This is a genomic window from Peribacillus sp. YIM B13472 (assembly GCF_042788005.1).
GTDB classification, from domain to species: Bacteria; Bacillota; Bacilli; order Bacillales; family DSM-1321; genus Peribacillus; species Peribacillus simplex_E.
This window is the reverse complement of the sequence record NZ_JBHZPG010000007.1, coordinates 80,128-103,676: the sequence shown is the minus strand read 5'-3', so window position 1 is coordinate 103,676 and position 23,549 is coordinate 80,128. Positions and strand designations below refer to the sequence as shown.

Sequence of the window (23,549 nt, the reverse complement as noted above, 5' to 3'; positions counted from 1 at the left end):
TTCTCCCCTTCTTTAATGAAACACGAATTATTTTTCGGCAGAAGAAACGGCATTTCGTTTTACGTCTCCAAATTTTGGAATGTGATGTTCGCCAATTGCTACGTGGATTACTTGTGTTTCCGTATAGAATTCAAAGCTATAATGGCCACCTTCACGTCCTACCCCACTATATTTCGATCCTCCAAATGGTATCCTCAAATCCCTTACGTTTTGGGAATTCACCCAGACCATCCCGCTATCGACAGCCTGTGCAAACCTATGTCCACGTTTCATATCATTGGTCCATACATAAGCAGCGAGCCCATACTTTACATCGTTAGCCATTCTCAGTACTTCCCCTTCTGTCTTGAAAGGAATGACTGCCATGACTGGTCCAAAAATCTCTTCCTGTGCTACCGTCATCTCATTTGTACAGTTCAAGAGAAGCGTCGGGGCAATAAAATTCCCTTCCTTGAACGCACTCGGTATGGCACCGCTTACAATTTCCGCCCCTTCATCTTTTGCTATATCCAGATAACGGGAGACATTATTAAAATGGTCACGATGGATCAGCGGTCCGATTTCCGTTTCTGGGTCCATTGGGTTTCCAATTTTGATATTGTGAACACGTTCCTTCAATTCTGCAACGAACTGGTCTATTATCGATTCATGGACAAATAATCTGGAATTGGCTGTGCAGCGCTCCCCATTGAATGAATAAATTCCCCAAACCACAGAATCCAGGGCTTTTTCTAGATCGGCATCTTCAAAAATGACCGCTGGCGATTTACCTCCGAGTTCCATGGAAAAACGTTTCATTGTATCCGCACCATTTTTTATGATTTCAGCGCCAGTCGTCGTTTCTCCGGTAAAGGATATCAATTGGACTTCAGGATGGGCAACCAGGGACGCCCCTGCGGTTTCCCCAAAACCGTGAACGATATTGAAAACGCCTTTCGGCAGACCGGATTTGTCAATGATTTGTGCCAATTTATTGGCAGTCAGCGGGGACCACTCCGCCGGTTTAAGGACACATGTATTACCTGTAGCCAGGGCCGGGGCGATTTTCCAGGTTTCTAACATGAATGGCGCATTCCAAGGAGTGATTAATCCTGCCACTCCTATCGGTTTATGAATCGTATAATTGATGAAAGTGTCATCCACTTGATACGACTCTCCTATTAGCCTGCTTTTCACCATCTCAGAATAAAAACGAAAATTCTCCGCTCCCCTTGCCGCCTGTTTTTTTGTCTGGCTAATCGGCAACCCAGTATCGAGGGATTCCAAAAAGGAAATTTCTTCTGCATTTTCTTCAATTAAATCAGCAATCCTATTAATGTACTTCAATCTTTCTTCCACTTTCATCGTTCTCCATGGTCCATTATCGAATGCAGCTCTTGCGGCAGCTACCGCTTGATCAATATCCTCTTTAAACCCTTCTGCCACATTATTGATTGCTTGATTATTAAAAGGGTTTAGATTTTCAAATGTTTTTCCTGAGATACCATCGACAAATTGACCATTGATGTAATGCTTGACATCTTGCACGGGAAAAGTTTGCATGATAAATCCTCCTATAAAAATTAATTCGGGAAGATGACAATAATCGATCAGATTTGTGCAATCTTCCCAATCTAGCAATTATGACTGGATTATTTGGTCAATCAACCCGTATGATTGAAGGGTTTCACGCAGTTCTTTTTCCAATGGTTCCGAAGGCGGTCCCATAGGCGGCCTTAATGCAGGATTGATTTTCCCCATCATCCCCATCGCAGCTTTTAATGGTCCAGGATTAGTTTCTTTAAACAAAACATCATTCAATGGCATTAATTTGTAATGGAGGTCAAGTGCCTTATCCACATCACCCTCCACCCAAAGGTTATAAATTTCCGCCACTTCTTTAGGAGTGATATTTGCAGTTGCACTTATATGTCCTGCCCCTCCAATAGCCAACATTGGATAGCATAATAATTCGATGCCCGAATATAAGAGAAAATCCCTTCCGCAATTCAATAAGACACGGTTCACATGTTCGAAATCTTTATTAGATTCCTTTACACCAATAATATTTTCACAATCTTCAGCAAGACGTGCCAATGTCTTCACTTCTAAATTCGTCGCCGTTCTTCCGGGAATGTTATAAACGATAAGCGGGATATCAACAGAATCGGCTACCGTTTTAAAATGATTGTAAAGTGCCTGTTGATTCGGTTTATTGTAATAAGGAACGATGACTAAAGCAGCATCCGCGCCCATTTCCTGTGCCCTTTTTGTCAAATGCAACGTTTCTTTCTGATTGGCAGATCCAGTACCTGGTGCAACTGGAACACGGGCTTTTGCTGCTTTAATAGCCGTTTCCATCACTAATTCCCGTTCCTCAATCGTTAGTGAACTCGGCTCGCCGGTAGTACCGCATACCGAGATTCCATGGGAACCGCTTTCAATGTGCCAGTTTACTAGATTTCCAATTGCCTTTACATCAACTTCCATCTTGTCATCAAACGGAGTGATAACGGGAGCGATAGATCCTCTTAAACGACTTTTGATTTCCTCGTACATTTTTTCTACCACCTTTTCATTATTTGAATATTCGGAATAATTTAAGTGAAAAAATCGGCTTTGCTTTTATGAATAATCCATCGACTATTATAAAACCAAAGCCTGGGTCATCAAAGTGCCTGATCGTGATTAGTTTCCGCCCTCTGCTTGAATGTGCTGATGGCATTCAGTTTATGCTTTCTCACCAATGATTCAATTTCTTCAAAAGATGCTTTTTCCTTTAGAAGCTTTATGATGCTTTCATGTTCGCGAATCGATTGGACAGCGCGTTGCGGAACCATGGTGAACATGGACTTTCTGACTCTATTCATTCTTTGTTGCGCCTGTTTAATTTCCTCCTTTAAAAAGGAGTTTCCGCACTTTTCATAAATTTCCGCATGGAAACATTCGTTTAACTTACCAAACAGCTCTAATTCAAAGTTATGGAGGGCTTTTTCCATTTCTTTGTTTAAATTAATTAGATTTTCAAAATCATGATCATTCATCGTTAAAGAACTGAGGGCAGCTGCATATCCTTCAAGCAAAGATAAAACAGAAAGAGTTTCAATGTATTCGCTCTCATTAATGCTTGTAACCACCGCTCCACTAAAAGGCTTATATTGAATAAGGCCATCAGATTCCAGTTGTCTGATCGCTTCCCTGACCGGAATCGGACTTAAACTAAGTTCTTTTGCCGTTTGATCGATAATGATCCGCTGTCCAGAACCATATGTTCCATCCAAAATTAATTTACGAAGGTGCTCATAAGCTATTTGCTTTTTGCTGGGGTTTTTGTTTTTCTTTTCCATATTTTCATCATATATGAAATCATATATGATTGCAATCGATTTTCATTAAAAATCATATATGATTTTCACTTTTCTTTACAAGTTTGTTTTGCCATAAATAATGACCTTTTCCTTTGCCATAGTGAAGTGAGCTAATACGCTTATCATGTCTTCTTCCCGAAAGTACCATATCGAAATACAATCGAAAAAAACCTGCAGACCCTGATGTAGTCAGGCAGTCTGCAGGTTTTTAAAAAATTATGCCATTTTTGATTTAACGAATGAATGTATTCTTTCAACTGCTGCTTCCAGCAGCTCCAATGAAGTTGCATAAGAGAGTCTGATGTTATCAGGTGCACCAAACCCTGAACCCGGAATAACAGCCACTTGAGCTTCTTCCAGCAACGCAGTCGTAAATTCCTCGACATTGCTGTACCCTGTTAATTCAACTGCACGTTTAACGTTCGGGAATAAATAGAATGCCCCTTGTGGTTTAATGCAGCTGATCCCTGGAATTTCAACCAATTTATCATATATCTTATTCAAACGGCCTTCAAATGACTGCCGCATTTCTTCAACAGGCTCCTGTGTACCTTCATAAGCGGCAATCGCACCATATTGAGCAGTTGTGGTAGGATTGGATGTGCTATGGCTTGCAAGGTTCGTCATTGCTTTAATGATGGACTCATCACCGACTGCATAACCAATTCTCCAGCCAGTCATCGAATGAGATTTAGAAACACCATTGATGATGATCGTTTGCTTTTTCAATTCAGGTGAAATCTCTGCAATGGATGTATGTTTAGCATTTCCATAAACCAATTTTTCGTAAATTTCGTCGGAAACGATCAAGATATCATGAGCCAGGCAAACTTCCCCGATAGCCGCCAATTCTTCCCTGGAATAAAGCATGCCCGTTGGATTGCTTGGAGAGTTGATGATAACCGCTTTCGTTTTTTCGGTAATTGCTTGTTCTAATTGTTCTTTAGTGATTTTATATTGGTTTTCTTCCGTACCGACTACATAAACTGGCTTACCGTCAGCAAGCTTGATTTGCTCAGGATAGCTCACCCAATATGGTATCGGAACAATGACTTCATCTTCTTCATCCAGGATAGCTTGAAACAATGTGTAAAGCGCGTGCTTTGCACCAGAGCCAACTACAATTTCAGACGGTTTGTATTCCAAGCCTTGATCACGCTTCAATTTAGCCGCAATTGCTTCTTTTAGCTTCGGCAGACCAGCGGATGGCGTATATTTAGTTTGACCTTCATTCATGGAAATAAGTGCTGCATCTATGATATGTTTGGGCGTATTATAGTCTGGTTCACCAGCACCCAAACCAATTATATCTAGACCTTGTGCCTTAAGTTCCTTTGCTTTTGCCGTGATGGCCAATGTTGTTGATGGCGTTAATGACTGAACGCGGTTCGCTAATTTCATTTTAAATTAATCCTCCATTCTAAATGCTTCGATAATACTTTAGCCATTCCCCAGTTTTAAAATCATAATAGTCATAGTTAAAACGCTCGGATTCATCAAGATACGTTACTTCCCAAAGCGGAACGTTCTTTTCCATGCCTAGCTTAACCGAAATGATTTGTTGGGGATTAAGCTTTTCTTTGACAATGTTTAAGATCTCTTTTTTTGATTTACCATCTTTATAGTTTTCCACTACTATTTCTTTCTTCTTGTCCTCAGGAAGCCAGACTATTTTTTTAGTCCCTTTTTCTCCCTTACCAATGATTACGGAGTATGAATCCTGCCCATTATAAAGGTAAAATTCTTCCATGGTCACAAGGCCGCCCTCTTCCTTTGCCTTTTTGAAAGCCTCATTACCAGCCTCTTTTTTAGGCTGCAACGCTTTAATATATGCCCCGCTGACAAATCCGATAAAACAAAGGACCAGGATAGAAGCAATAATCAACCATTTTTTCAAAGCTGCTTTTCCTTCTTTCTATGTACGATAAATTGTAAATATCGCTTTTTCTTGATCTTGGGAATCCAGTGCCAGGCCGAACATTAAGTCATCTTTTTTCAATGTTCGGTTCAAAGAATCCACAATTTTATACAGATCAGGAGAATGTTGCAACCTGACTGTTGAAATTACTTCGATTTTACTTTCCATGAAAACGCCCCTCCATTTTATTAATTTGTCAACAACCACTGGTATGAATAGGATTTGAAGGCTTTACCACCTATCACATTATACCAGCTCAAAGGTTATTTTTCTTTATAAATTCTTAAAAATTCATTTTAGATTAAGAATGATTTAAAGATTCTTTAAATCCACTCTTCTATCATTTCAGCCATTTCTGTTATTGAGGCTTGGTGCCAGTCCACTTCCGGAATGGCCTTTTGAAATTCAGGTCCATATTTGGCAGTGATGATACGGCGATCAAGAATTACCAAAACCCCTTTATCTTCTGGAGTTCGTATAAGTCTGCCGAAACCTTGCCGGAACCTTAATAGGGCTTCAGGTAATGAATACGCAGAGAAAGGATTGCGCCCTTGCTTCTCAAGAAGTTGGCATTTTGCAGCTGTCACTGGTTCATCCGGTGGCGAAAAAGGCAGCCTGACAATGATTAAACAAGATAAATCCTCGCCGGGGATATCGACGCCTTCCCATAGGCTGGTTGTCCCAAACAGGACAGCTTTCTCGAAGTTTTGGAAATTCCTGAGCAGCCTCATCCGGCTTCCGCCAGAAATCCCCTGGGCAAACAGCGTGAACTCATCCAGTACGCCACTGTCTTTGATGGAATGATAGGTTGCCCGCAGCATTTCATGCGAGGTGAATAATACCATCATTCTCCCTTTCGCTGCCTGAGCGGCAGCAATAATATGATTTGCCGCTGTTTCGGAGAATTCCTCCACCGATAAGCAATTGATATCTGGTAGATCATTTGGAACCAGTACCTTTACGAGTTCCTTATAAGGAAAGGGTGAAGGTATACTTGCTGTCTGCATTGGCTCATTCTCTAAACCGAGTTGTTCTTTAAAATACTTAAAAGAATCCTTCACCACGAGGGTTGCCGATGTCATGACCACACTCTTTTGGCGCCCGAAATAGGAATCCCATAGCCGTTTACTTCCTGCAATCGGCTGAACCGTCAAAGTCACACCATGCTGGGGTGCTGCATTCGTATAATCAAGCCAATAAATATTTTCTTCATGCGGCTTGATGAAAAATTCATGCAAGGAGTCCCTGGTATCCTGTAAATGTCCAAGCAGCACCTCGATATCATTCAAGTGAAATAATGATTTTTTTCCTAAGGGGGACTCATTATTCAATAAAAGAGCCAATCTTTTCTCTAACTCCGTGATGATGTATCCTAATAAATCCACCAATCGCTCAGCGACCAGAATCGCCTTACCCCATCTTCCATCATCTATTTTGAATGAAAGCCGTTTCGGACCCATGGAACGTGAAAGTTTTTCCGCCTGATTGGAGATATAATAAAAAAGCTGTTCGAATTCATACGAAAAATCACTAAGCTTTTGATCTAATACATGCGTGGATTTCCCATCCGTCAGTCCATTATTTAAGAGCATCCTGTCCAATTTATATAATAATTGCTTTTGATCTGATGTCCCTAGTCTGTTCAAAACCGTCTTCACCGAAATGTAATTAAGCCTGCTCCCAAGCTGTTTAGATGCAGCCTGTTCCAAATGGTGTGCTTCATCGATAATCAAATACCCTTTTTTTGGAATCAAGGCGTCTTCTGTAAGCAGATCCGTCATTAAAAACGAATGGTTAGTAATGATGATATCCGCCTTGGCAGCTGTTCTTTTTGCCCGTTCAAAAAAATCCAATTCAAGCCAGGGCTGTTTTAAACCGGCGTATGTAAGACCATCACTTTGAAGCCTATTCCAAAATAGCTGACCGCCGCTTGTGAGATTCATTTCATCTTTATCGCCTGTTACGGTTTCAGTGAGCCAAACCAATATCTGCATTTTCGTTAATGCCGTTTCATAATTATCTTCCTTTTCACGCAATGCCCTTTCGAACTTTGCCAAGCTCAAATAATTACTTCTCCCCTTTAGTAAAACAGCTTGAAAGGTAAAGGGAAGGATTTTCTTAAGCTTAGGAACCTCGTTTTGAAGAAGTTGATCCTGTAGCTGAAGCGTATACGTCGAAACGACGACAGGTTTATGATGTTTTTTTGCAAAATAAACAGCCGGAAGCAGATAGCCTATGGATTTTCCAATACCTGTCCCTGCTTCAATGATTGCATCCTGGCTGGATTCGAAGGAATGGTGAATCATGTTCATCATATCAAGTTGTCCGCTTCTTGCTTCAAAGGCAGGGAATGCACTTTGAAGCATGGCTATTTTTTCCTCATCATCGAGCGGGAATTTCGACTCCGTGTCTTTATGGTCACCTTCGTCTTCGGACTTTTTAAATGCAAGGCCCCTATACGTAATAAGATCAGGTGAATGGACTTCTGCTTTAGCAAGTTTGCTTGCAATGCAAGCATCTATTAATTCGGAAACCTCACTTTGTAAGGAATAAGATAATCGATATAACTGTTTAAGTGTCATGACTGGAAGGTTCATCAGCTTTTTTTTCAATTCCAACAATAATAAAGCGGTGGCATATGCATCACTATCCGCTTGATGGGGCCTGGAATGATCCAGGTTTTCTTCTTTAGCCAGCTGGTGCAGCTTATATCCATCGGATGTTGGTTTTAATATTTTCGCTAACTCTACTGTATCAAGGGTGGAACCATAAAACGGCTCAAACCCGCATCGTACTAGTTCTTCCTGTAAAAAAGATAAATCAAATAAAACATTATGGGCAACAAAACAAGCCCCTTCTATAAGCCGGGCAATATTTTCTGCAACATCTTCAAAGTCAGGTGCATTTTTTACCGTCTCGTTGCTTATTCCGGTCAATTCTTCAATAAACAAGGAAATTTCCTGTCCAGGGTGGATGAATGTCGAGTATTCATCCACAATTTGGTCATTTTCGATGACCACGCCAGCAAATTGTATAATCCTATCTCCTTTTTTCGGAGAATTCCCTGTTGTTTCCAAATCAACCACTATATATCGTTGCATCATGAATTGTACACCTCAAACTTCGCTTTCTACTTCCTGATGGAATTCTCTTATCTTTTTTATACCATAATAATCATAATAAAGGAAACAAGCCGTTCATCAAAAGACTAAAAGGGCCGGCACCTGTATGCATGATTCATGCACATGTGCCGGCCCCCCGCTTACATGATCGTAGCTGCAGGTTCGTTTGAAATCAAATCAATGATTTTGTTGTTTTCATCCATGATCGCAACTTTTGGTTTGTGCTCTCCCAGTTTATCCTCTGAAACCATTACATAAGAAATGATTATCACGATATCATCCGGCTGCACCAGTCTAGCTGCCGCTCCATTCAAACACACTACACCGCTACCCCGTTCACCCGCAATCACATACGTTTCAAGTCGTGCACCATTATTATTATTCACGATGGCGACTTTTTCGTTAGGCAGAATACCCACCGCATCAATTATGTCTTCATCAATCGTAATGCTGCCTACATAATTCAAATTAGCTTCAGTTACCCGTGCACGGTGAATTTTCCCATTCATCATCGTTCGAAACATCTCAATTCCCCCTGATTTTCATGAATTATTCCACATATAAGGTGATATTATCAATTAATCTTGCATGCTTGAACTTTACAGCCATTGCAATGATGACGTTTCCTGCCAGCGATTCAAGTGGTTTAAGTTCCGGGTATTGATAGACTTCAATATAGTCGATCACTCCGCTTGTGTGGGCAGCAATATGTTCACTTACTAAGGCCGTGACGGTTGCTGCATTTCTTTCACCTGATTGAACCGCCTCTTTGGCCTTTAATAAACTTTGGTACAGCTCTTTAGCCTCCAGGCGTTCTTGATCTGATAGGTTAACATTTCGCGAGCTCTTCGCCAACCCATCTTCTTCGCGAACGGTATCTACAGCAACAAGCTGGATAGGGAAATTAAAGTCTTTGATCAGTCCATCTATCACGGCGACTTGCTGTGCATCCTTCTTACCAAAGTAAGCTCTATCAGGAAGGATGATATTGAAGAATTTCGTTAAGACCGTCGCTACACCATCAAAGTGTCCAGGCCTTTGTCTCCCGCATAAAACATCCGTCCTGCTTTGGACAACAACTTTCACAGATGGTTCTTCACCGTACATTTCGTGGACTGTTGGATAGAAGAGATAATCCACTCCGCCATTGGCTGCGACATTTTCATCCCGTTCCAAATCCCGCGGATATGTTTCAAAATCCTCATTGGGCCCAAATTGCATCGGATTCACAAAAATACTCAATACCACAATATCATTTTCTTTGCGCGCCTTTTCCAAAAGGGTTGCATGCCCCTCATGTAAAAACCCCATTGTCGCTACATAGCCAATGCTTTTGTGATTGTTTTTTTCCTCTCTAAGTGCCAGTTGCAAATCAGCTGCTGATGTAAAAGTTTTCATCTTTTCCCTCCGTAAAGTTCAGAAAGCTGCTCTTCCTTCATCGTAAAAGTATGTTCTACCGACGGAAAATCTTTAGATTTCACTTCATTCACAAAACTTGTTATCGATTGGCCAATCAGTTCATTTGCATCTCCATAAACTTTTACGAATTTCGCTAGCCGGTCTACCCCATACTTGATGACATCATGGTAAACGAGGACTTGACCATCCGTTTCTGCGCCTGCCCCAATTCCAATGGTTGGAATTTCCAGGTTCCGTGTGACGAGTTCCCCCACTTGGTATGGAACACATTCAAATACTACTGCCATCGCCCCCGCCGCTTCACACTTTCTCGCATCTTCCAAGAGCTGTGCTGCACTTTCGGCATCTTTTCCTTGCACTTTATATCCTCCCAGAACGCCGACTGATTGAGGAGTCAAGCCAAGATGGGCTACAACCGGGATGCCCGCCTTGGTCAATGCTGATATTTTTTCAACAACATCATCCGCTCCCTCAAGCTTCACGGCATCCGCATGACCTTCCTGCATGATCCGGGCTGCATTCTTGAGTGTTTCATCCAAAGATAGGTGATAGCTCATAAAGGGCATGTCCGTCACGACAAATGTATTTGGTGCACCGCGTTTTACTGCCTTTGTATGATGGATCATGTCATTCACCGTAACTGGAATCGTTGAGTCATATCCCAATACGACCATTCCTAAAGAATCGCCGACTAAAATCATGTCTACACCTGATTGTTCGGCTAACTTTGCTGACGGGTAATCATAAGCCGTCAGCATGACAATTTTCTCTTGATTTTGTTTCATTTTCAAAAAATCTCCGGACAATTTCATTACGTTTCCTCCTTTTGATGGAGGAGATGAAAACATCAGCGAAAACTGGTGTCTATACATTCAGGCGCAAAAAAAAGACTGACTAAAAAAGTATCTGTTTCGCTACGAAAAATGGCTTAAAAAGCCAAATATCGATCAATAAACAGACTTATCTTTTTAGTCAATCTTTGTCTCATCAGAAGTTTCATCCCTCCGTCCCCGTCCAGTTCTCTGGATCAAGGCAGATTTTCAAATAATTTGGTATTTATGGGGGTGCAGTTCACATTAGATACTGCCCACTTGCATTATATCAAGCCAAATTAAAAATTTCTATTTAATTTTCACGAATTTGACAAATTCTACTGAATTTCAATATCTGCAGAATATATCGAGTGTACGGTTCCTTTTCCGTCTTCAAGAAGTAAAACGCCTGAATCCGTTATGCCCAATGCTTTTCCGACAATCATGTCATTAACCGTACTGGCTTTGATAACCTGGCCAAGACTGATCGCATAACTCTCCCATAAATCCTTTATTGGCATGAAGCCTTGATCTAAATAGAGTTCGTACAAATTTTCCAGACGGAACAATGCTCGTTGAATGACCTTGGACCTAGAAACCGTCCCTCCACTTTCTATGAGAAGGGAAGACGCTTTTTCCTGCAGTTCTTCAGGAAAATCCTCCAATTGCTGATTGATATTCATTCCAATTCCGATAATGACAGAATGGATTCTATCTGACTCCGCCTGCATCTCCGTCAGGATGCCCACCACTTTCTTGCGATTCACCAAAATATCATTCGGCCACTTTATTTGTGGCTTCAAATCAGTGGTATCCTCTATAGCCTGAGCCACAGCGACCGCGGCCAATAATGTAAGTTGCGGAGCCTCATGAATCGGGATTTTCGGTCTTAGGATCAGACTCATCCATATGCCGCTGAATTTCGGGGAATGCCAAGATCTCATTAGCCTCCCTTTTCCGGATAACTGCTCCTCGGCAACGACGAGGGTTCCCTCCTGAACGCCTTCATTTGCTAGTTGATGCGCAATTTTTTGAGTGGATTCTACAGTTTCCTGATAGTGGATCATCTTGCCAATCGTTTTTGTTTCCAAGCCAAGTTGTATTTCGCTCTCTGACACTTTTTCCGGCGCCGATATGATCCGGTAGCCTTTTTTCCTAACGGCTTCTACATTATATCCTTCACTGCGCAGGTCCTCTATATGCTTCCAGACAGCTGTGCGCGAACAGCCAATGTATTCAGCAATTTCCTGACCGGATATGAACGCACCATCCGCTTTTGAGAGGGCTTCCATCAGCTTTGTTCTTAACTCAGATTGCATTTCACCAGCCACCTCTTAATTTCTTCTTTATCATTTCTTAATTCTTCATTCAAGACAGCTTTCAATATTTTTTCCAAGTATTCTTTGACCCACGGACCTGGATTTTCTTGATGCCAATTCAATAAATCCGTCCCCGTAACGGCAAGATCCGACATTTGTTTTATAATAAGTTCATTGTAGCGCTGATGTGCATTCTCCTCCGCATCCGATACATTACCGCCAGTCAGTGCCGCCTTGACTTTAGCAGCTTGTACAGTTACGTCATGACCTGCCTGGAATACATCGATGGCTGATGGTTCTTTCTTCACCAGCTGTATCGTACGTTGAATGTTTCTTATCGTTTTCAATGGCAGCTTCCATGCCCTCAAAGCCTTTTCCAGTTCCTGATCCTTTGTGTGAACCATGATTATAGACCATATTTCTGCCGCTTTTAGCTGATGAAGCGGCAGGTTCAGTAAGTCCATTAAATGATCTTTTTTACTGGAGAATAGAGGCAGGTATTGATATAATCCGCTATCCAGCAAGAGTGAGAAAGCCCTTATCTTATTGGAGCCGGCCACTAGCTTCTCAAATTCAACCAGGATTCTTTCGACAGCGATTTCACTGATGATCTGGGCGTTCTCTTTAAGGGAATCAAAGGTTTCTTGATCCAGATCAAAATCAAGTTGACTGACGAACCTTAAAGCACGCATCATTCTCAATGCATCCTCATGGAACCTTTCATGCGGGTTGCCAACCGTGATAATCCTTTTTTCTTCCAAATCACGCTTACCATTAAATGGATCGATGATCTTTCCGGTCTTATCCATTGCCATTGCATTCATCGTAAAATCTCTTCTTTGCAAATCCTCAGTCAAAGAACGGACAAATTGTACAGAATCGGGTCTGCGAAAGTCCGAATACCCGCTTTCCGTTCTAAACGTCGTAATTTCGTATGTACCCGTATCCGTAATGACAAGCACTGTTCCGTGGTCGATTCCGATATCAGCCGTATTAGGAAAAATCCTTTTGATTTCCTGGGGTGTTGCGGAAGTGGCGATGTCCACATCGTTTATGGGCCTGCCAAGGATATAATCCCTTACAGAGCCTCCAACGAAATAAGCCTCGTACCCTGCTTCTTCAATCACTTCCAGAATGGGTACTGATTTTAAGAATAACCGATCCATCAGCATCCCCTCCCTATTCCATGGATTTACCTTCAAGTGCTTGAATGTAGATGGCTTCATACTCTGACATAATCGTATCGGAGTGAAAATTAGTATTGGCCCTTTCCAGTGCAGCTTCTGAAAAGCGTTTATGTAAAATCGGGTCACTTAAAAGTCCAACCGCTTTATCAGCAACCATATTGACATCTCCCAATTCACAAATATAACCAGTCTCCCCATCAACGATGACTTCAGGAATTCCCCCGATATTCGTCCCGATACAAGGAACTCCACATGCCATCGCCTCGAGCAGCACAAGCCCGAAACTCTCTTTTTCCGATAACAGGAATATCAAATCACTGATTGAATATAATTCGGCAAGGTTATCCTGCTTACCAAGAAACAAGACCGAATCATAGATTCCAAGATCTTTAGCCAATTTCAATACGGTTGTCACTTCCGGCCCGTCTCCTACAAGTAGAAGCTTTGCAGGCATTTTCTTTTGAGTTAAATAAAACGCCTGGATGACGTCTTTCACTCGCTTGACCGAACGGAAATTCGAAACATGTATGATCACTTTTTCATCTTCACTGATTCCGTATTCATCCTTAAGGTAATCGGAATTAGATTTATGGTAATCCCTTTCATCAATAAAATTATAGACGGTTTTGATTTCCTTATCCGGTGCGATTAATTCGTACGTTTGCTGAACAAGGGAATTAGATACTCCTGTAACGACATCTGATTGCTCTATCCCGAATTTTATCAAATTGGTCAATGAGGGATCATGGCCTAATACGGTTATGTCCGTACCATGCAGTGTGGTTACGATCTTTACTTCATTACCTGACATCTGCTTTGCAAGGATCGCACAAACAGCATGTGGAATTGCATAATGAACGTGAAGGATATCTAATTTCTCCCGTTTTACGACATCCGCTATCTTGCTAGCAAGAGCCAGGTCATATGGTGGATATTGAAAGACTGAATACGAGTTCACTTCAACCTGGTGATAAAAAATATTACAGTACATCTTATTCAAGCGAAAAGGGAGGCTTGAAGAAATGAAATGTATTTCATGTCCTTTTTCTGCAAGCATCTTACCTAATTCAGTTGCTACGACACCGGAACCCCCAACTGTAGGGTAACAGGTAATTCCAATTTTTAATTTCATAAGCTTATTTTTCTCCTAACAAGTCGGCATCGATCAGTAACGGTTTTTTTGTCATGAATCCCTCCGCATAGGCGACACCCACTTCTTTACCGAACATCCGCTCCCGTGCCTCTACAGTCTCGATATAGCCATTAACTAGCGGTGTTTCTACAGAAATTTGACTTTTTTCGAATTGGCTGCCATATGCCCTAAGGCTATCCAGCTTTTTCGATATAGTAGAAGTGATGTCCACGACGAAGTCCGGTTTGTGAAACCCATTGATCATATAATAGTACATATTTTGGACACGATGAGAATCCAGGCCTTCTTCTTCCATATACTTTCTTACTCCTGCCGAAAAAACTGCTTCCTCCACTAATTTGGCACAGTTACCATGATCGGGATGGCGATCTTCCAAAAATGGTGCAAATACAAGGGTAGGTTTATATTGGCGAATGACCGTAATGATTTGATTTATGTATTCCGCTTTCATGTATAGTCCCCGGTCGGGTAGATCAAGGGAAATCCTCGTCACCCCAAGGATTCCAGCAGCCTTATGCGCTTCCTCTTGCCGCAATGGAACGGTACCATTGGATGACATTTCAGCCTTTGTCAAATCACAAATGACAATTTTCCTGCCTTGTTGCACATATTTAGCGATTGTGCCGCCCATACCGATTTCAACATCATCCGCATGTGCGCCAAAAGCCAGGATATCTATGTTACTTTTGTTTTTCATTTATCTCACCTTGTTTTTGCCGTAGTTTTAGCCAGTCCATATACCCATGTTTCAATCCTTGTATCAGAACTTCTGCCGTGCCCATATTTGTCGCCAAGGGAATTTCATATACATCTGATAGTCGTATAAGCGCCGATACATCAGGTTCATGCGGCTGTGATGTCAAAGGATCGCGAAAAAATAGGACCATGTCCATTTCTCCGCGTGCAATCATTGCACCTATTTCCTGATCCCCGCCAAGAGGTCCTGAATGAAAACGATGGACAGGCAGTGATACTTCTTCCATGATTCGTTTCCCGGTCGTACCTGTTGCAAATAATTCATGCTGTTCAAATACAGCTTTATAGGCTGTTACAAATCGAATGATATCTTCTTTTTTCTTATCATGGGCAATTAAGGCAATTTTCATCGTAAATCCTCCTGATCCCTATTCGATAATATTTTCCAGGCCGTATACAAGAACATCCAATTTCATGACGGTATCGACAGCAAGTTTGACTCCTGACATGAAGGACGCTCGATTAAAGGAATCATGCCGAACTGTCAATAGCTCTCCATCACTTCCGAAAAGCACCTGTTGATGGGCAACCAGTCCCGGTAACCGTACACTATGGATATGCATGCCATCTACATTTGCACCTCTTGCCCCCTGGATGGTTTCTTTTTCATTAGGGTGCCCCTGTTGTTTTGTTTCACGTACCGCTGCAATCATGTCTGCCGTTTTGGAAGCAGTGCCAGAAGGTGCATCCAGTTTTTGATCATGGTGCATTTCTATGATTTCTACATCAGGGAAATACTTTGCAGCCATTTGGGAAAACTTCATCATCAAAATGGCTCCAATTGCAAAGTTTGGCGCGATGATGCAACCAATGCCCTTTTCTTTTGTTAATGAATCCAGCTTCGCTAAATCTTCCTTAGTAAAACCAGTCGTCCCCACTACAGGGCGGATGCCATGATTAAGTGCCGTTTCGGTATGGAACATCCCCACTTCCGGTGTGGTCAAATCGATCAATACGTCCGCCTTTATAGAAGAAAAGCACTCATTTATATCCGAAAAAACCGGTGCTTCAATACCGTGAAAACCTTCTATCGCGGAAATGCTTTCCCCGTTATGCTTGCGATCAATGACAGCTGCCAATTCAAACCCTTCTGTCCTATGTACAAGCTTCACCGCTTCATTTCCCATTCTGCCACGTGGACCAGCTACAATCACTTTCACTTTACTCATCTTTACCTTCCTCCTCCATTTTCTCTTCTTTTCTTGTCCATCTATCTTTATCGCGGGTTGTAAACTTTCCCATGACCAAATCATGCGAGTTTTGAAGGTCAATCCCTAAAGAATTGGCAAAACAAATCAACACAAAAAGCATGTCCCCTAATTCCGCTTCAATCGTATTCTCTTCCTCCGTTGCCTTCTTTGGTTTTTCACCATGGTAATGATTGACTTCCCTAGCCAATTCCCCAAGTTCTTCAGACATGCGGGCGAGCATGGCTAGAGGGCTGAAATATCCTTCTTTAAATTGTCCTATGTATTGGTCGACTTCCGCTTGCATTTGTTGGATCGTCTTATGCTTTTCCATATCGTCACCCATTCTTGATTTTCGTTTTCAAACATCATACCTTCTCCATGTTAGCTAAAAGTGAAACAGAAGACAACAGATACGTTCGCGAATCAGAATTGCCCATAGTTGGTTAATTAGTTATAATAAGTAAGTTAATGATATGCAAACCTTTGGAGGTATGGGACATGCTTTTGGGCTTAAAATTGAAAAATATTATATTCATCCTTTTTGGGGCTGGAATATTCGCCTTTGGCCTCGTGCATTTTAACATGCAGAACAACTTGGCCGAAGGCGGATTCACCGGTCTCACCTTGATTATATATCAACTTATCGGGATAAATCCTTCTTATTCTAATTTGATTTTGAATATTCCCTTATTTTTAATAGGGTGGAAATATTTAGGGCGCACATCTTTCTTTTATACGATTATCGGCACGGTCGGTCTCTCCGCTTGGCTTTGGATATTCGAGAGATACGAAATTGAAATCGATCTAGGAAACGATTTGATGCTGGTGGCATTGTTTGCCGGGGTTTCCGTTGGTGTCGGGCTGGGCATCATCTTTCGTTACGGCGGGACAACAGGCGGAGTGGATATCATCGCCCGTTTTGCCCATCGTTACTTGGGGATGGGCATGGGACGGACCATGTTCATCTTTGATGCCGTCGTCATTGGCCTGTCCATCCTAACCTACCTTGATTACCGGCAAGCGATGTATACCCTCGTTGCCGTATTTATAGGTGCCAGAGTAATCGACTTTATGCAAGAAGGAGCCTATGCTGCTAGAGGTGCAATGATCATTAGTGATAAAAACAAGCAAATTGCTGAAAAAATCATGAATGATATGGAGCGGGGCGTAACCGTATTAAGGGGATATGGATCCTTTACACGCAATGACCGGGAAGTACTCTACTGTGTTGTTGGTAAAAATGAACTAGTTCGCTTAAAGAGTGCCATAACATCGGTGGACCCTCATGCATTTGTATCTGTAAGTGAAGTGCATGATGTATTGGGTGAGGGCTTTACCCTTGATGAAAACAAAAATCCCATTGAAAGGTAATCCTTTTATTTGTGGCATACCGATGGAATGCAATCCTTATGAATGTTGCCCTACTAACTGAATTTTATTAGCTATGTGAAGCAAATACTTTTAAAAATAAAAAAGGACCCCATCCCAAGATGGTGTCCTTTTTCAAATTAATCCTCTTCTCTCATTCCTGAATACATAAGCAAAAGACGAACTAATTCCAGTACGGCAACTAGAGCGGCAGCAACATAAGTCATCGCAGCTGCACTTAATACTTTTTTCGTTTCCCGTTCTTCGTCATTACGGATAACTCCTACAGAAACGAGTTGATCCATTGCCCGAGAGGAAGCATTGAACTCCACTGGCAGAGTGATTACTTGAAATAATACTGCTGCTGCCATAAATACGATACCTGCTATTAGTAAGCCTGGAATTCTGGCTAACACCCCGATTAAAATTAAGATCCAAGATATATTGGAACCGAAGTTAGCGACAGGCACTAAAGCATGACGGAAACGTAAGAATGCATATGCTTCTTTATCTTGAATCGCATGTCCCACTTCATGGGCTGCAACCGCTACACCGGCAACTGAATGGCCATGATAGTTATCAGATGATAAACGCACCGTTTTATCCCTTGGGTCATAATGGTCCGAAAGCATTCCAGGTGTCTCTTCGACCCTGACATTGAACAGTCCATTTTGATCCAAGATGGCCCGCGCCGTCTCAGCACCATTCATACCAGAAGAGGCCGATACCTTTGAATATTTTTTATACGTGCTTTTCACTTTCATTTGTGCATAAATCGGGATTAAAATGATAATCGCCAAATAAATGAAATACATGGTATCCTCCTATAACTCTTATTACTCTTAATTCTATGGATTGAAGGCAACCGTGTCAAATATAGTGTTCTCTACCCGTGTCTTTTTAATCATTATGTTCTTTCCTTGGTTTTTCCCTATCACCTTTATATTTTCTCCAGCCTACATATGAAAGCGTCATGATAATGATTGAGCCTGTCGATATGATGACCCACCAAAGGGAAGGATCTGTATCATCTTCCCCCATTTCATCAAAAATGGTGCTTAGTTCGTTTTGCAACGCATCCAGTTCCTTTTGACTTTCTCCATCACTGATTACCTCCGGACGGTATTGGTTGATGTATTGGATCCTCGTGTCCAGTTGCTGCATCGTTTCTTTAGAAAGGTCGACTTTCAAGCTTGGATATATCATTTCATATTGTGATAGGAATAAGTTCAATTGGCTATTGAATGTAATTGTGTCTTGATTGATCGCGGCGTTCTTTGTTTGCTGGAAAGAATTCATCATTTGATCCTCCATCTCTGTCCAAAGGGGCTGATGGGTAGACTTGACCGCATCAACAACAAGCCGGAACTTTGTAACAGAATTAACCTTTTCGGAATCTCCCTTGTTCATATCCTTTATTGTCATCAACGCCTCATTATGAGCTACAGTGATAATTCGAAGTTCGTCCATGTCAAGGATCTGCTCTTTCGCTGTCTCTTTTAAAAACCGGTCAGAAAAAAACGTCAGCATCTTTTCCGAATCTCCATATCGCTTCAACTTGGTCATTTCCAAGGCTCTATCGGAAATGTCATCTAATTGCTCCAAACTTGAAGAGGATGCTGCATAGACAGGGAAATGTAAGACGACAAATAAAACAGCAATGGTTAATATGAATTTTTTCAACATGCTACTCGTCCCTCCTCATATCTCTACTAAAACGATATGAAAGAAAAAACATGAGTAGACCTCGTTCAACATAAAAAAGTTAACCCGGCTTTTACAAAGCTGTATTTAGAGTTAACTTTTTAAGGGATGAAGGATAGGGTGATTCGCTTATTTCTATATCCAAAGTACCAGCCGACAAAAATGGAAAGTATGCTGAGCCAAAAAGTGAAATAACCTATCGAATTCATATATACCAATAAATCACGGTATATTGGCATCATTTCAAAAACATAATCGATTATGTCATTATGTATGGTCCAAATCCCTGCCACTATCATATGCCAAGGTTTTATTCGATAAAATGGTGCATATAATACACCTTGAATCGCCATCCCCAAATGAGAAGCCATTAACATATAGCCTTCCCACGGCAATGAACCTGTTGTCACGAAGGTCATCAAATTCATTACAACTGCCCATATACCATATTTGAATAGTGTCATTATCGCCAATGCTTCCATAAGTCCGAAATTCCTTCTTAATAGGAACCCCACTAAAACAAATACAAAAAACAGGCTGGCAGTCGGGCTATCCGGTACAAATGCCAAAAAAATCGCCGGAGTGTTTTCCAATTGACTACCGTACCAATAATATCCAAAGGCAGTTCCGAATATATTTATTAATAATAACAAAGCGAGCATTTGCCGATTTGCAAGCCAACTGTAGATAATATTCATTCTTTTACCCTCACTTACATTCTCATGTATACTCATTTTACAGGCCATCATCCAGAAAACCAAGTATTCATTTCAATTTCTTCTCATTAACGCTTCAATTTACCAATAAAAAAGCCGACAACCGTGGTCGTCAGCTTCTTTTGCAGCATATGAAAGAAAATCTGTTGATGGCTATATTATTTTGTCGATAAACCTGATACAAATTCAGCTAATGTTTTCAATTCTTCATCTGTACCTTTGAACATGCCAGCTGGCATGGCGCCCTGGCCTTTGACTGCGATCTTAGAGATTTCTTCTGGCTTTAAACCAGTGTCAATTAAGCTTGGTGCTCCTGCTCCACCAGTTAATTCTGCTCCATGACAGCTGATACAGCCATTAGAATCCATCAATTTATACCCATCGCTTTCTTTATCAATGTCTGCACCTTCCACGATCGCTCCTTGCTTCTTGGAAGCTTCCCAATCGTGATGGGCTGCGGACTCCCATGTTAAATAGAAAACGCCGGCCATTGCCAATAACATGAAGCCTACAGCAAAAGGACGTTTCGCCGGGCTCCGCTCTGGACCGCGATCCAGAAAAGGTGCCAAGAGCAATGCCCCGAAAGCCAAACCAGGTATTACCATGGACCCGATTGCATTATAAGGACCTGAAGCATAGGTATACTTAAGTAATTGGTAAAGGAATAGGAAATACCAGTCCGGCAGCGGAATGTACCCTGTATCTGTTGGATCTGCTATCCTTTCCAATGGTGACGGATGTGCGATTGTCAGGCAAAGATAACCTACAAGAAATACAGCTCCTACCATCCATTCTTTTAAAAGGAAATTAGGCCAAAATGCTTCAGTTTTCCCAGGATATTCTGAATAATCTTTCGGAATATTCGGTTTACGGTCCGCGGAGATACGCGAGTCACCTACGAATTTCATACCTTTCCCACGATGCATTGAACAATTCCCCTCCTTTATGAAAAGGTTTTTTTGGTTTTTGGTTCACCATTCTTTTATAGCGGACCTGAAATACCTTGTTTTCGGATCATCAGGAAATGAGCCGCTAGTAAAGCAAATAATGCTGCTGGCAGGAAGAATACATGAATTGCAAAGAATCGTGTCAATGTCTGTGCTCCAACGATGGTTGGATCTCCTGCTATCAATGTCTTGAGAGCCGGTCCCATCAGTGGTACCGATTCGACAATTGTCAAAGTAACTTTCGTTGCGAATAGCGCTTTCATATCCCATGGCAATAAATAACCAGTCAAGCCTAATGCCAGCATGATGAAGAAAATCAATACGCCGACCATCCAGTTCAATTCACGCGGTTTTTTGTAAGCTCCCTGGAAGAAGACACGAAGAGTATGTAAAAACATCATAACGATAACTAGACTTGCTCCCCAGTGATGCATACCACGGACAATTTGACCGAATGCAACTTCATTTTGCAAATAATAAACAGATTCCCAAGCGTTTTTAATGTCCGGGACATAGTACATCGTCAAGAACATGCCTGACAAGATTTGGATGACCGTAATAAAGAAAGTTAACCCACCAAAACAATATACGAATGCAGAAAAATGATGTGCGGGGTTAACATGTTCAGGAACCTCATGGTCAGCAATATCCCGCCATAATGGCGTAATATCTAAACGCTCGTCCACCCAGTCATATAACTTTGTTAGCAATGTTTACGCCTCCCCATGCGGTTTTAGTTGACCCAAATAAAGTATTCCATCTTTTTCTTTCGTGTCATAGACATCCAATGGTGAAACCGGCGGTGTCCCTTTCACATTCACCCCATCTTTCGTATACCTGCCATAATGGCAAGGACAGAAAAATTGATTCGGATTAGTCTTATCCGTATTCCAACCTACCGTACAGCCTAAATGTTTACAGATTGGAGATAAAGCAACGATCTTACCATCATCCGTTTTGTAAACCCATGCTGTATTTGTTTCTTCAGACTCATACCACCCATCGACCTGTTTAAAACTAAAGTCGACACGGGTTGGTTCGGTAGTCAGTTCACTTACCTTCTGTTTAGTTGCAACGTAATCCCCGCCTTTATCAGCTGATAATACAGGATCAATTGCAAACCTAACCATAGGCATCAACATACCGGCCGCCATAAATCCACCAACGCCAGTAAGTGTGTAATTAAGGAATTGACGTCGTGAAACATTATGCTTGCTCATGCGTTTTCCCCCCCTCTATTACTATACTGAGAGCCCAAAGGACCAATAAATAGCGACACTATAAAACTAGGACATTTCCATGATATCTCAATAATTTACCAAGGTCAATATTTGTAAAACCCAAAAGGTGGCAACAATGTGTCAAATAATGCGAAAAATCCTACTTTTTTTCATTTTTCCAATTATAAGAGAAAATATCAAGGATTTGGAGAACCTGCTGGTTAATCATCTCCCTTGCTTGTTCAATTTCAAGCCCATCGAGGGGGATGGCAGGGATCCATACTAAATTATTTTCTAATTCACGCTCTTCCTTTTTCCACTCAAAATCCGATGTAAGAAAAAAAACATGCTCGAAACCATTTTCTTTCACTTCATTGGCCCAACGCTTTAACCGCTCAACCTTATCCATTTCATCACTTATATAATGAAATGTTGGCAATAAAAGAATTCTTCCTTTCATCTGCTTTTCAATTTCCAAGCTTAAAATGGTAAGAAATTCATTCATTGAGCCCGTTTGCTTCATTTGCCCTTTAAAAGATAGGGGAACCAAAGGAATTAAAACGGTATCCACATACTCTTTTGACTGCATATACATGTCAAGATCTTTTGCTGTCCACTTCATGTTTTTTCTTCACTCCCGATTATTAAATCAACTCCTTATCATTTTACCATTATTTTTATAACATCTTTACCATATACCCATAGTCTTTACAAAAATGTGGATTTTATCAATATTTTATAAAAAATAAAAACCTTTCCTAATAACGGAAAGGTCAATTTATTTCATCCAAGTACTTTTAATTGATTCAATTGTTCGGTTAAGTTCTTAAATGCTTGTTCATCATGCTTATCAAGGGCTTCATCGATTTCCTTAAGCAGTCGGTCCCTTTGAAAATACAACATGCTTTTTTCTAAAAATTGTTCGGCTAGCAGCTGATCTTTTTCATTTGATGCCGTTGATTTCGGCATGAAGGGATTATGCTCGAGTACCGCTGCATATTGATAGGAAGAGTAAGACGATTTAAAATTGAGCTGAATATAAATGTCTTCATCCCGATTTAAACGGATATCATGAAACGATTTCTCTGCATCGGTCGTCATGATATTGGACTTATAGAACCTGAAAGGGACCTCATCCACACAATGTGTCGACATAATCAGTCCACGTGGGCAATATTGTGCATTTTCTACAAAATGAACCTTTTTCATTAGTTGATCATGACTCATCAAATAATTCAATATCCACACGCATTCTCTTCGTTTCAATTGATAATGATTTAAAAACCACCGAATAAAATCCTTCTTCTCATTCACAGAAACAGGGGCAGCAACCATGAATTCCCTCCTCTGTCTTGATTTAGTTTTGTTTCA

26 protein-coding genes are annotated in these 23,549 nt (G+C 41.2%); 1 reads left to right on the top strand and 25 read right to left on the bottom strand.

What is annotated here, in order from left to right:
* Positions 1-27: 27 nt before the first annotated feature.
* The 17 genes from hpaE to ACFX4I_RS07925 form a co-directional block, all read right to left on the bottom strand.
* Positions 28-1,542 (bottom strand): 5-carboxymethyl-2-hydroxymuconate semialdehyde dehydrogenase, encoded by a 1,515-nt coding sequence (gene hpaE / locus ACFX4I_RS08005; RefSeq protein ID WP_377419924.1) that lies wholly within the window; start codon positions 1,540-1,542, stop codon positions 28-30.
* 78 nt (positions 1,543-1,620) lie between these two features.
* The gene (gene hpaI, locus ACFX4I_RS08000; protein WP_377419922.1) at positions 1,621-2,538 is read right to left on the bottom strand and encodes a 2,4-dihydroxyhept-2-ene-1,7-dioic acid aldolase; all 918 of its coding nucleotides are present in this window, start codon (positions 2,536-2,538) and stop codon (positions 1,621-1,623) included.
* Between the two features lie 110 nt (positions 2,539-2,648).
* Positions 2,649-3,326, bottom strand: a complete 678-nt coding sequence (locus ACFX4I_RS07995; RefSeq protein WP_230302952.1) for a GntR family transcriptional regulator — start codon at positions 3,324-3,326, stop codon at positions 2,649-2,651.
* Positions 3,327-3,563: 237 nt separating this feature from the next.
* Entirely contained in the window at positions 3,564-4,748 is a 1,185-nt protein-coding gene (locus ACFX4I_RS07990) for a pyridoxal phosphate-dependent aminotransferase (protein WP_230302953.1), read from the bottom strand.
* 19 nt (positions 4,749-4,767) lie between these two features.
* Positions 4,768-5,244, bottom strand: a complete 477-nt coding sequence (locus tag ACFX4I_RS07985; RefSeq protein ID WP_230302954.1) for a cell wall elongation regulator TseB-like domain-containing protein — start codon at positions 5,242-5,244, stop codon at positions 4,768-4,770.
* A gap of 18 nt (positions 5,245-5,262) precedes the next feature.
* Positions 5,263-5,433, bottom strand: a complete 171-nt coding sequence (locus ACFX4I_RS07980) for a YpmA family protein (protein WP_065310840.1) — start codon at positions 5,431-5,433, stop codon at positions 5,263-5,265.
* 155 nt (positions 5,434-5,588) lie between these two features.
* Positions 5,589-8,369 carry an ATP-dependent DNA helicase DinG gene (gene dinG / locus ACFX4I_RS07975; RefSeq protein ID WP_377419920.1) on the bottom strand — a complete coding sequence of 927 codons (2,781 nt, stop codon included), beginning with the start codon at positions 8,367-8,369 and terminating at the stop codon, positions 5,589-5,591.
* Positions 8,370-8,527: 158 nt separating this feature from the next.
* The gene (panD, locus tag ACFX4I_RS07970) at positions 8,528-8,911 is read right to left on the bottom strand and encodes an aspartate 1-decarboxylase (RefSeq protein ID WP_076365694.1); all 384 of its coding nucleotides are present in this window, start codon (positions 8,909-8,911) and stop codon (positions 8,528-8,530) included.
* Positions 8,912-8,936: 25 nt separating this feature from the next.
* On the bottom strand, positions 8,937-9,785 hold the full coding sequence (gene panC, locus ACFX4I_RS07965) for a pantoate--beta-alanine ligase (protein ID WP_230302956.1): 849 nt from the start codon (positions 9,783-9,785) through the stop codon (positions 8,937-8,939).
* Positions 9,782-10,618, bottom strand: a complete 837-nt coding sequence (gene panB / locus ACFX4I_RS07960) for a 3-methyl-2-oxobutanoate hydroxymethyltransferase (RefSeq protein ID WP_230302957.1) — start codon at positions 10,616-10,618, stop codon at positions 9,782-9,784. Before panB ends, panC begins: the two co-directional genes overlap by 4 nt.
* 338 nt (positions 10,619-10,956) lie before the next feature.
* Positions 10,957-11,937, bottom strand: a complete 981-nt coding sequence (locus ACFX4I_RS07955; RefSeq protein WP_275727765.1) for a biotin--[acetyl-CoA-carboxylase] ligase — start codon at positions 11,935-11,937, stop codon at positions 10,957-10,959.
* On the bottom strand, positions 11,922-13,103 hold the full coding sequence (locus tag ACFX4I_RS07950; RefSeq protein ID WP_377419918.1) for a CCA tRNA nucleotidyltransferase: 1,182 nt from the start codon (positions 13,101-13,103) through the stop codon (positions 11,922-11,924). Before ACFX4I_RS07950 ends, ACFX4I_RS07955 begins: the two co-directional genes overlap by 16 nt.
* Positions 13,104-13,116: 13 nt before the next feature.
* Positions 13,117-14,256, bottom strand: a complete 1,140-nt coding sequence (bshA, locus tag ACFX4I_RS07945; RefSeq protein ID WP_377419916.1) for an N-acetyl-alpha-D-glucosaminyl L-malate synthase BshA — start codon at positions 14,254-14,256, stop codon at positions 13,117-13,119.
* Positions 14,257-14,260: 4 nt separating this feature from the next.
* Positions 14,261-14,974 carry a bacillithiol biosynthesis deacetylase BshB1 gene (gene bshB1 / locus ACFX4I_RS07940; RefSeq protein WP_377419914.1) on the bottom strand — a complete coding sequence of 238 codons (714 nt, stop codon included), beginning with the start codon at positions 14,972-14,974 and terminating at the stop codon, positions 14,261-14,263.
* Positions 14,958-15,383 (bottom strand): methylglyoxal synthase, encoded by a 426-nt coding sequence (locus ACFX4I_RS07935; protein ID WP_230302962.1) that lies wholly within the window; start codon positions 15,381-15,383, stop codon positions 14,958-14,960. Before ACFX4I_RS07935 ends, bshB1 begins: the two co-directional genes overlap by 17 nt.
* A gap of 18 nt (positions 15,384-15,401) precedes the next feature.
* Entirely contained in the window at positions 15,402-16,202 is an 801-nt protein-coding gene (gene dapB, locus ACFX4I_RS07930; RefSeq protein WP_098370765.1) for a 4-hydroxy-tetrahydrodipicolinate reductase, read from the bottom strand.
* Positions 16,195-16,554, bottom strand: coding sequence for a nucleotide pyrophosphohydrolase (locus ACFX4I_RS07925; protein WP_377419912.1), 360 nt, complete (start codon positions 16,552-16,554; stop codon positions 16,195-16,197). Before ACFX4I_RS07925 ends, dapB begins: the two co-directional genes overlap by 8 nt.
* Positions 16,555-16,721: 167 nt before the next feature.
* Between ACFX4I_RS07925 and ACFX4I_RS07920 the strand changes: the two genes are divergently transcribed.
* A complete protein-coding gene (locus ACFX4I_RS07920) occupies positions 16,722-17,594 on the top strand; it encodes a YitT family protein (RefSeq protein WP_230302963.1) in 873 nt (290 codons plus the stop codon).
* Between the two features lie 137 nt (positions 17,595-17,731).
* On the opposite strand, the gene ACFX4I_RS07915 is transcribed toward ACFX4I_RS07920, so the two are convergent.
* From ACFX4I_RS07915 to ACFX4I_RS07880, 8 genes are all read right to left on the bottom strand, one after another.
* The gene (locus tag ACFX4I_RS07915) at positions 17,732-18,406 is read right to left on the bottom strand and encodes a zinc metallopeptidase (protein ID WP_230302964.1); all 675 of its coding nucleotides are present in this window, start codon (positions 18,404-18,406) and stop codon (positions 17,732-17,734) included.
* An 85-nt stretch (positions 18,407-18,491) separates the two neighbouring features.
* Positions 18,492-19,277 (bottom strand): sporulation protein YpjB, encoded by a 786-nt coding sequence (gene ypjB, locus ACFX4I_RS07910; protein WP_098370768.1) that lies wholly within the window; start codon positions 19,275-19,277, stop codon positions 18,492-18,494.
* 119 nt (positions 19,278-19,396) lie between these two features.
* Positions 19,397-19,993 (bottom strand): lipoprotein heptaprenylglyceryl N-acetyltransferase LhaT, encoded by a 597-nt coding sequence (lhaT, locus tag ACFX4I_RS07905; protein WP_309518778.1) that lies wholly within the window; start codon positions 19,991-19,993, stop codon positions 19,397-19,399.
* Between the two features lie 176 nt (positions 19,994-20,169).
* Positions 20,170-20,937, bottom strand: a complete 768-nt coding sequence (locus ACFX4I_RS07900; RefSeq protein WP_034307972.1) for a menaquinol-cytochrome c reductase cytochrome b/c subunit — start codon at positions 20,935-20,937, stop codon at positions 20,170-20,172.
* A 56-nt stretch (positions 20,938-20,993) separates the two neighbouring features.
* Positions 20,994-21,668: a menaquinol-cytochrome c reductase cytochrome b subunit gene (gene qcrB, locus ACFX4I_RS07895; RefSeq protein WP_034307974.1), complete on the bottom strand. Its 675-nt coding sequence runs from the start codon at positions 21,666-21,668 to the stop codon at positions 20,994-20,996.
* A gap of 3 nt (positions 21,669-21,671) precedes the next feature.
* Positions 21,672-22,178, bottom strand: coding sequence for a QcrA and Rieske domain-containing protein (locus ACFX4I_RS07890; protein ID WP_377419910.1), 507 nt, complete (start codon positions 22,176-22,178; stop codon positions 21,672-21,674).
* Positions 22,179-22,338: 160 nt separating this feature from the next.
* Complete coding sequence (locus ACFX4I_RS07885; protein ID WP_230302967.1) at positions 22,339-22,800, bottom strand: YpiF family protein; 462 nt, start codon at positions 22,798-22,800, stop codon at positions 22,339-22,341.
* A gap of 161 nt (positions 22,801-22,961) precedes the next feature.
* Positions 22,962-23,513: a ReoY family proteolytic degradation factor gene (locus tag ACFX4I_RS07880; RefSeq protein ID WP_230302968.1), complete on the bottom strand. Its 552-nt coding sequence runs from the start codon at positions 23,511-23,513 to the stop codon at positions 22,962-22,964.
* Positions 23,514-23,549: the final 36 nt, after the last annotated feature.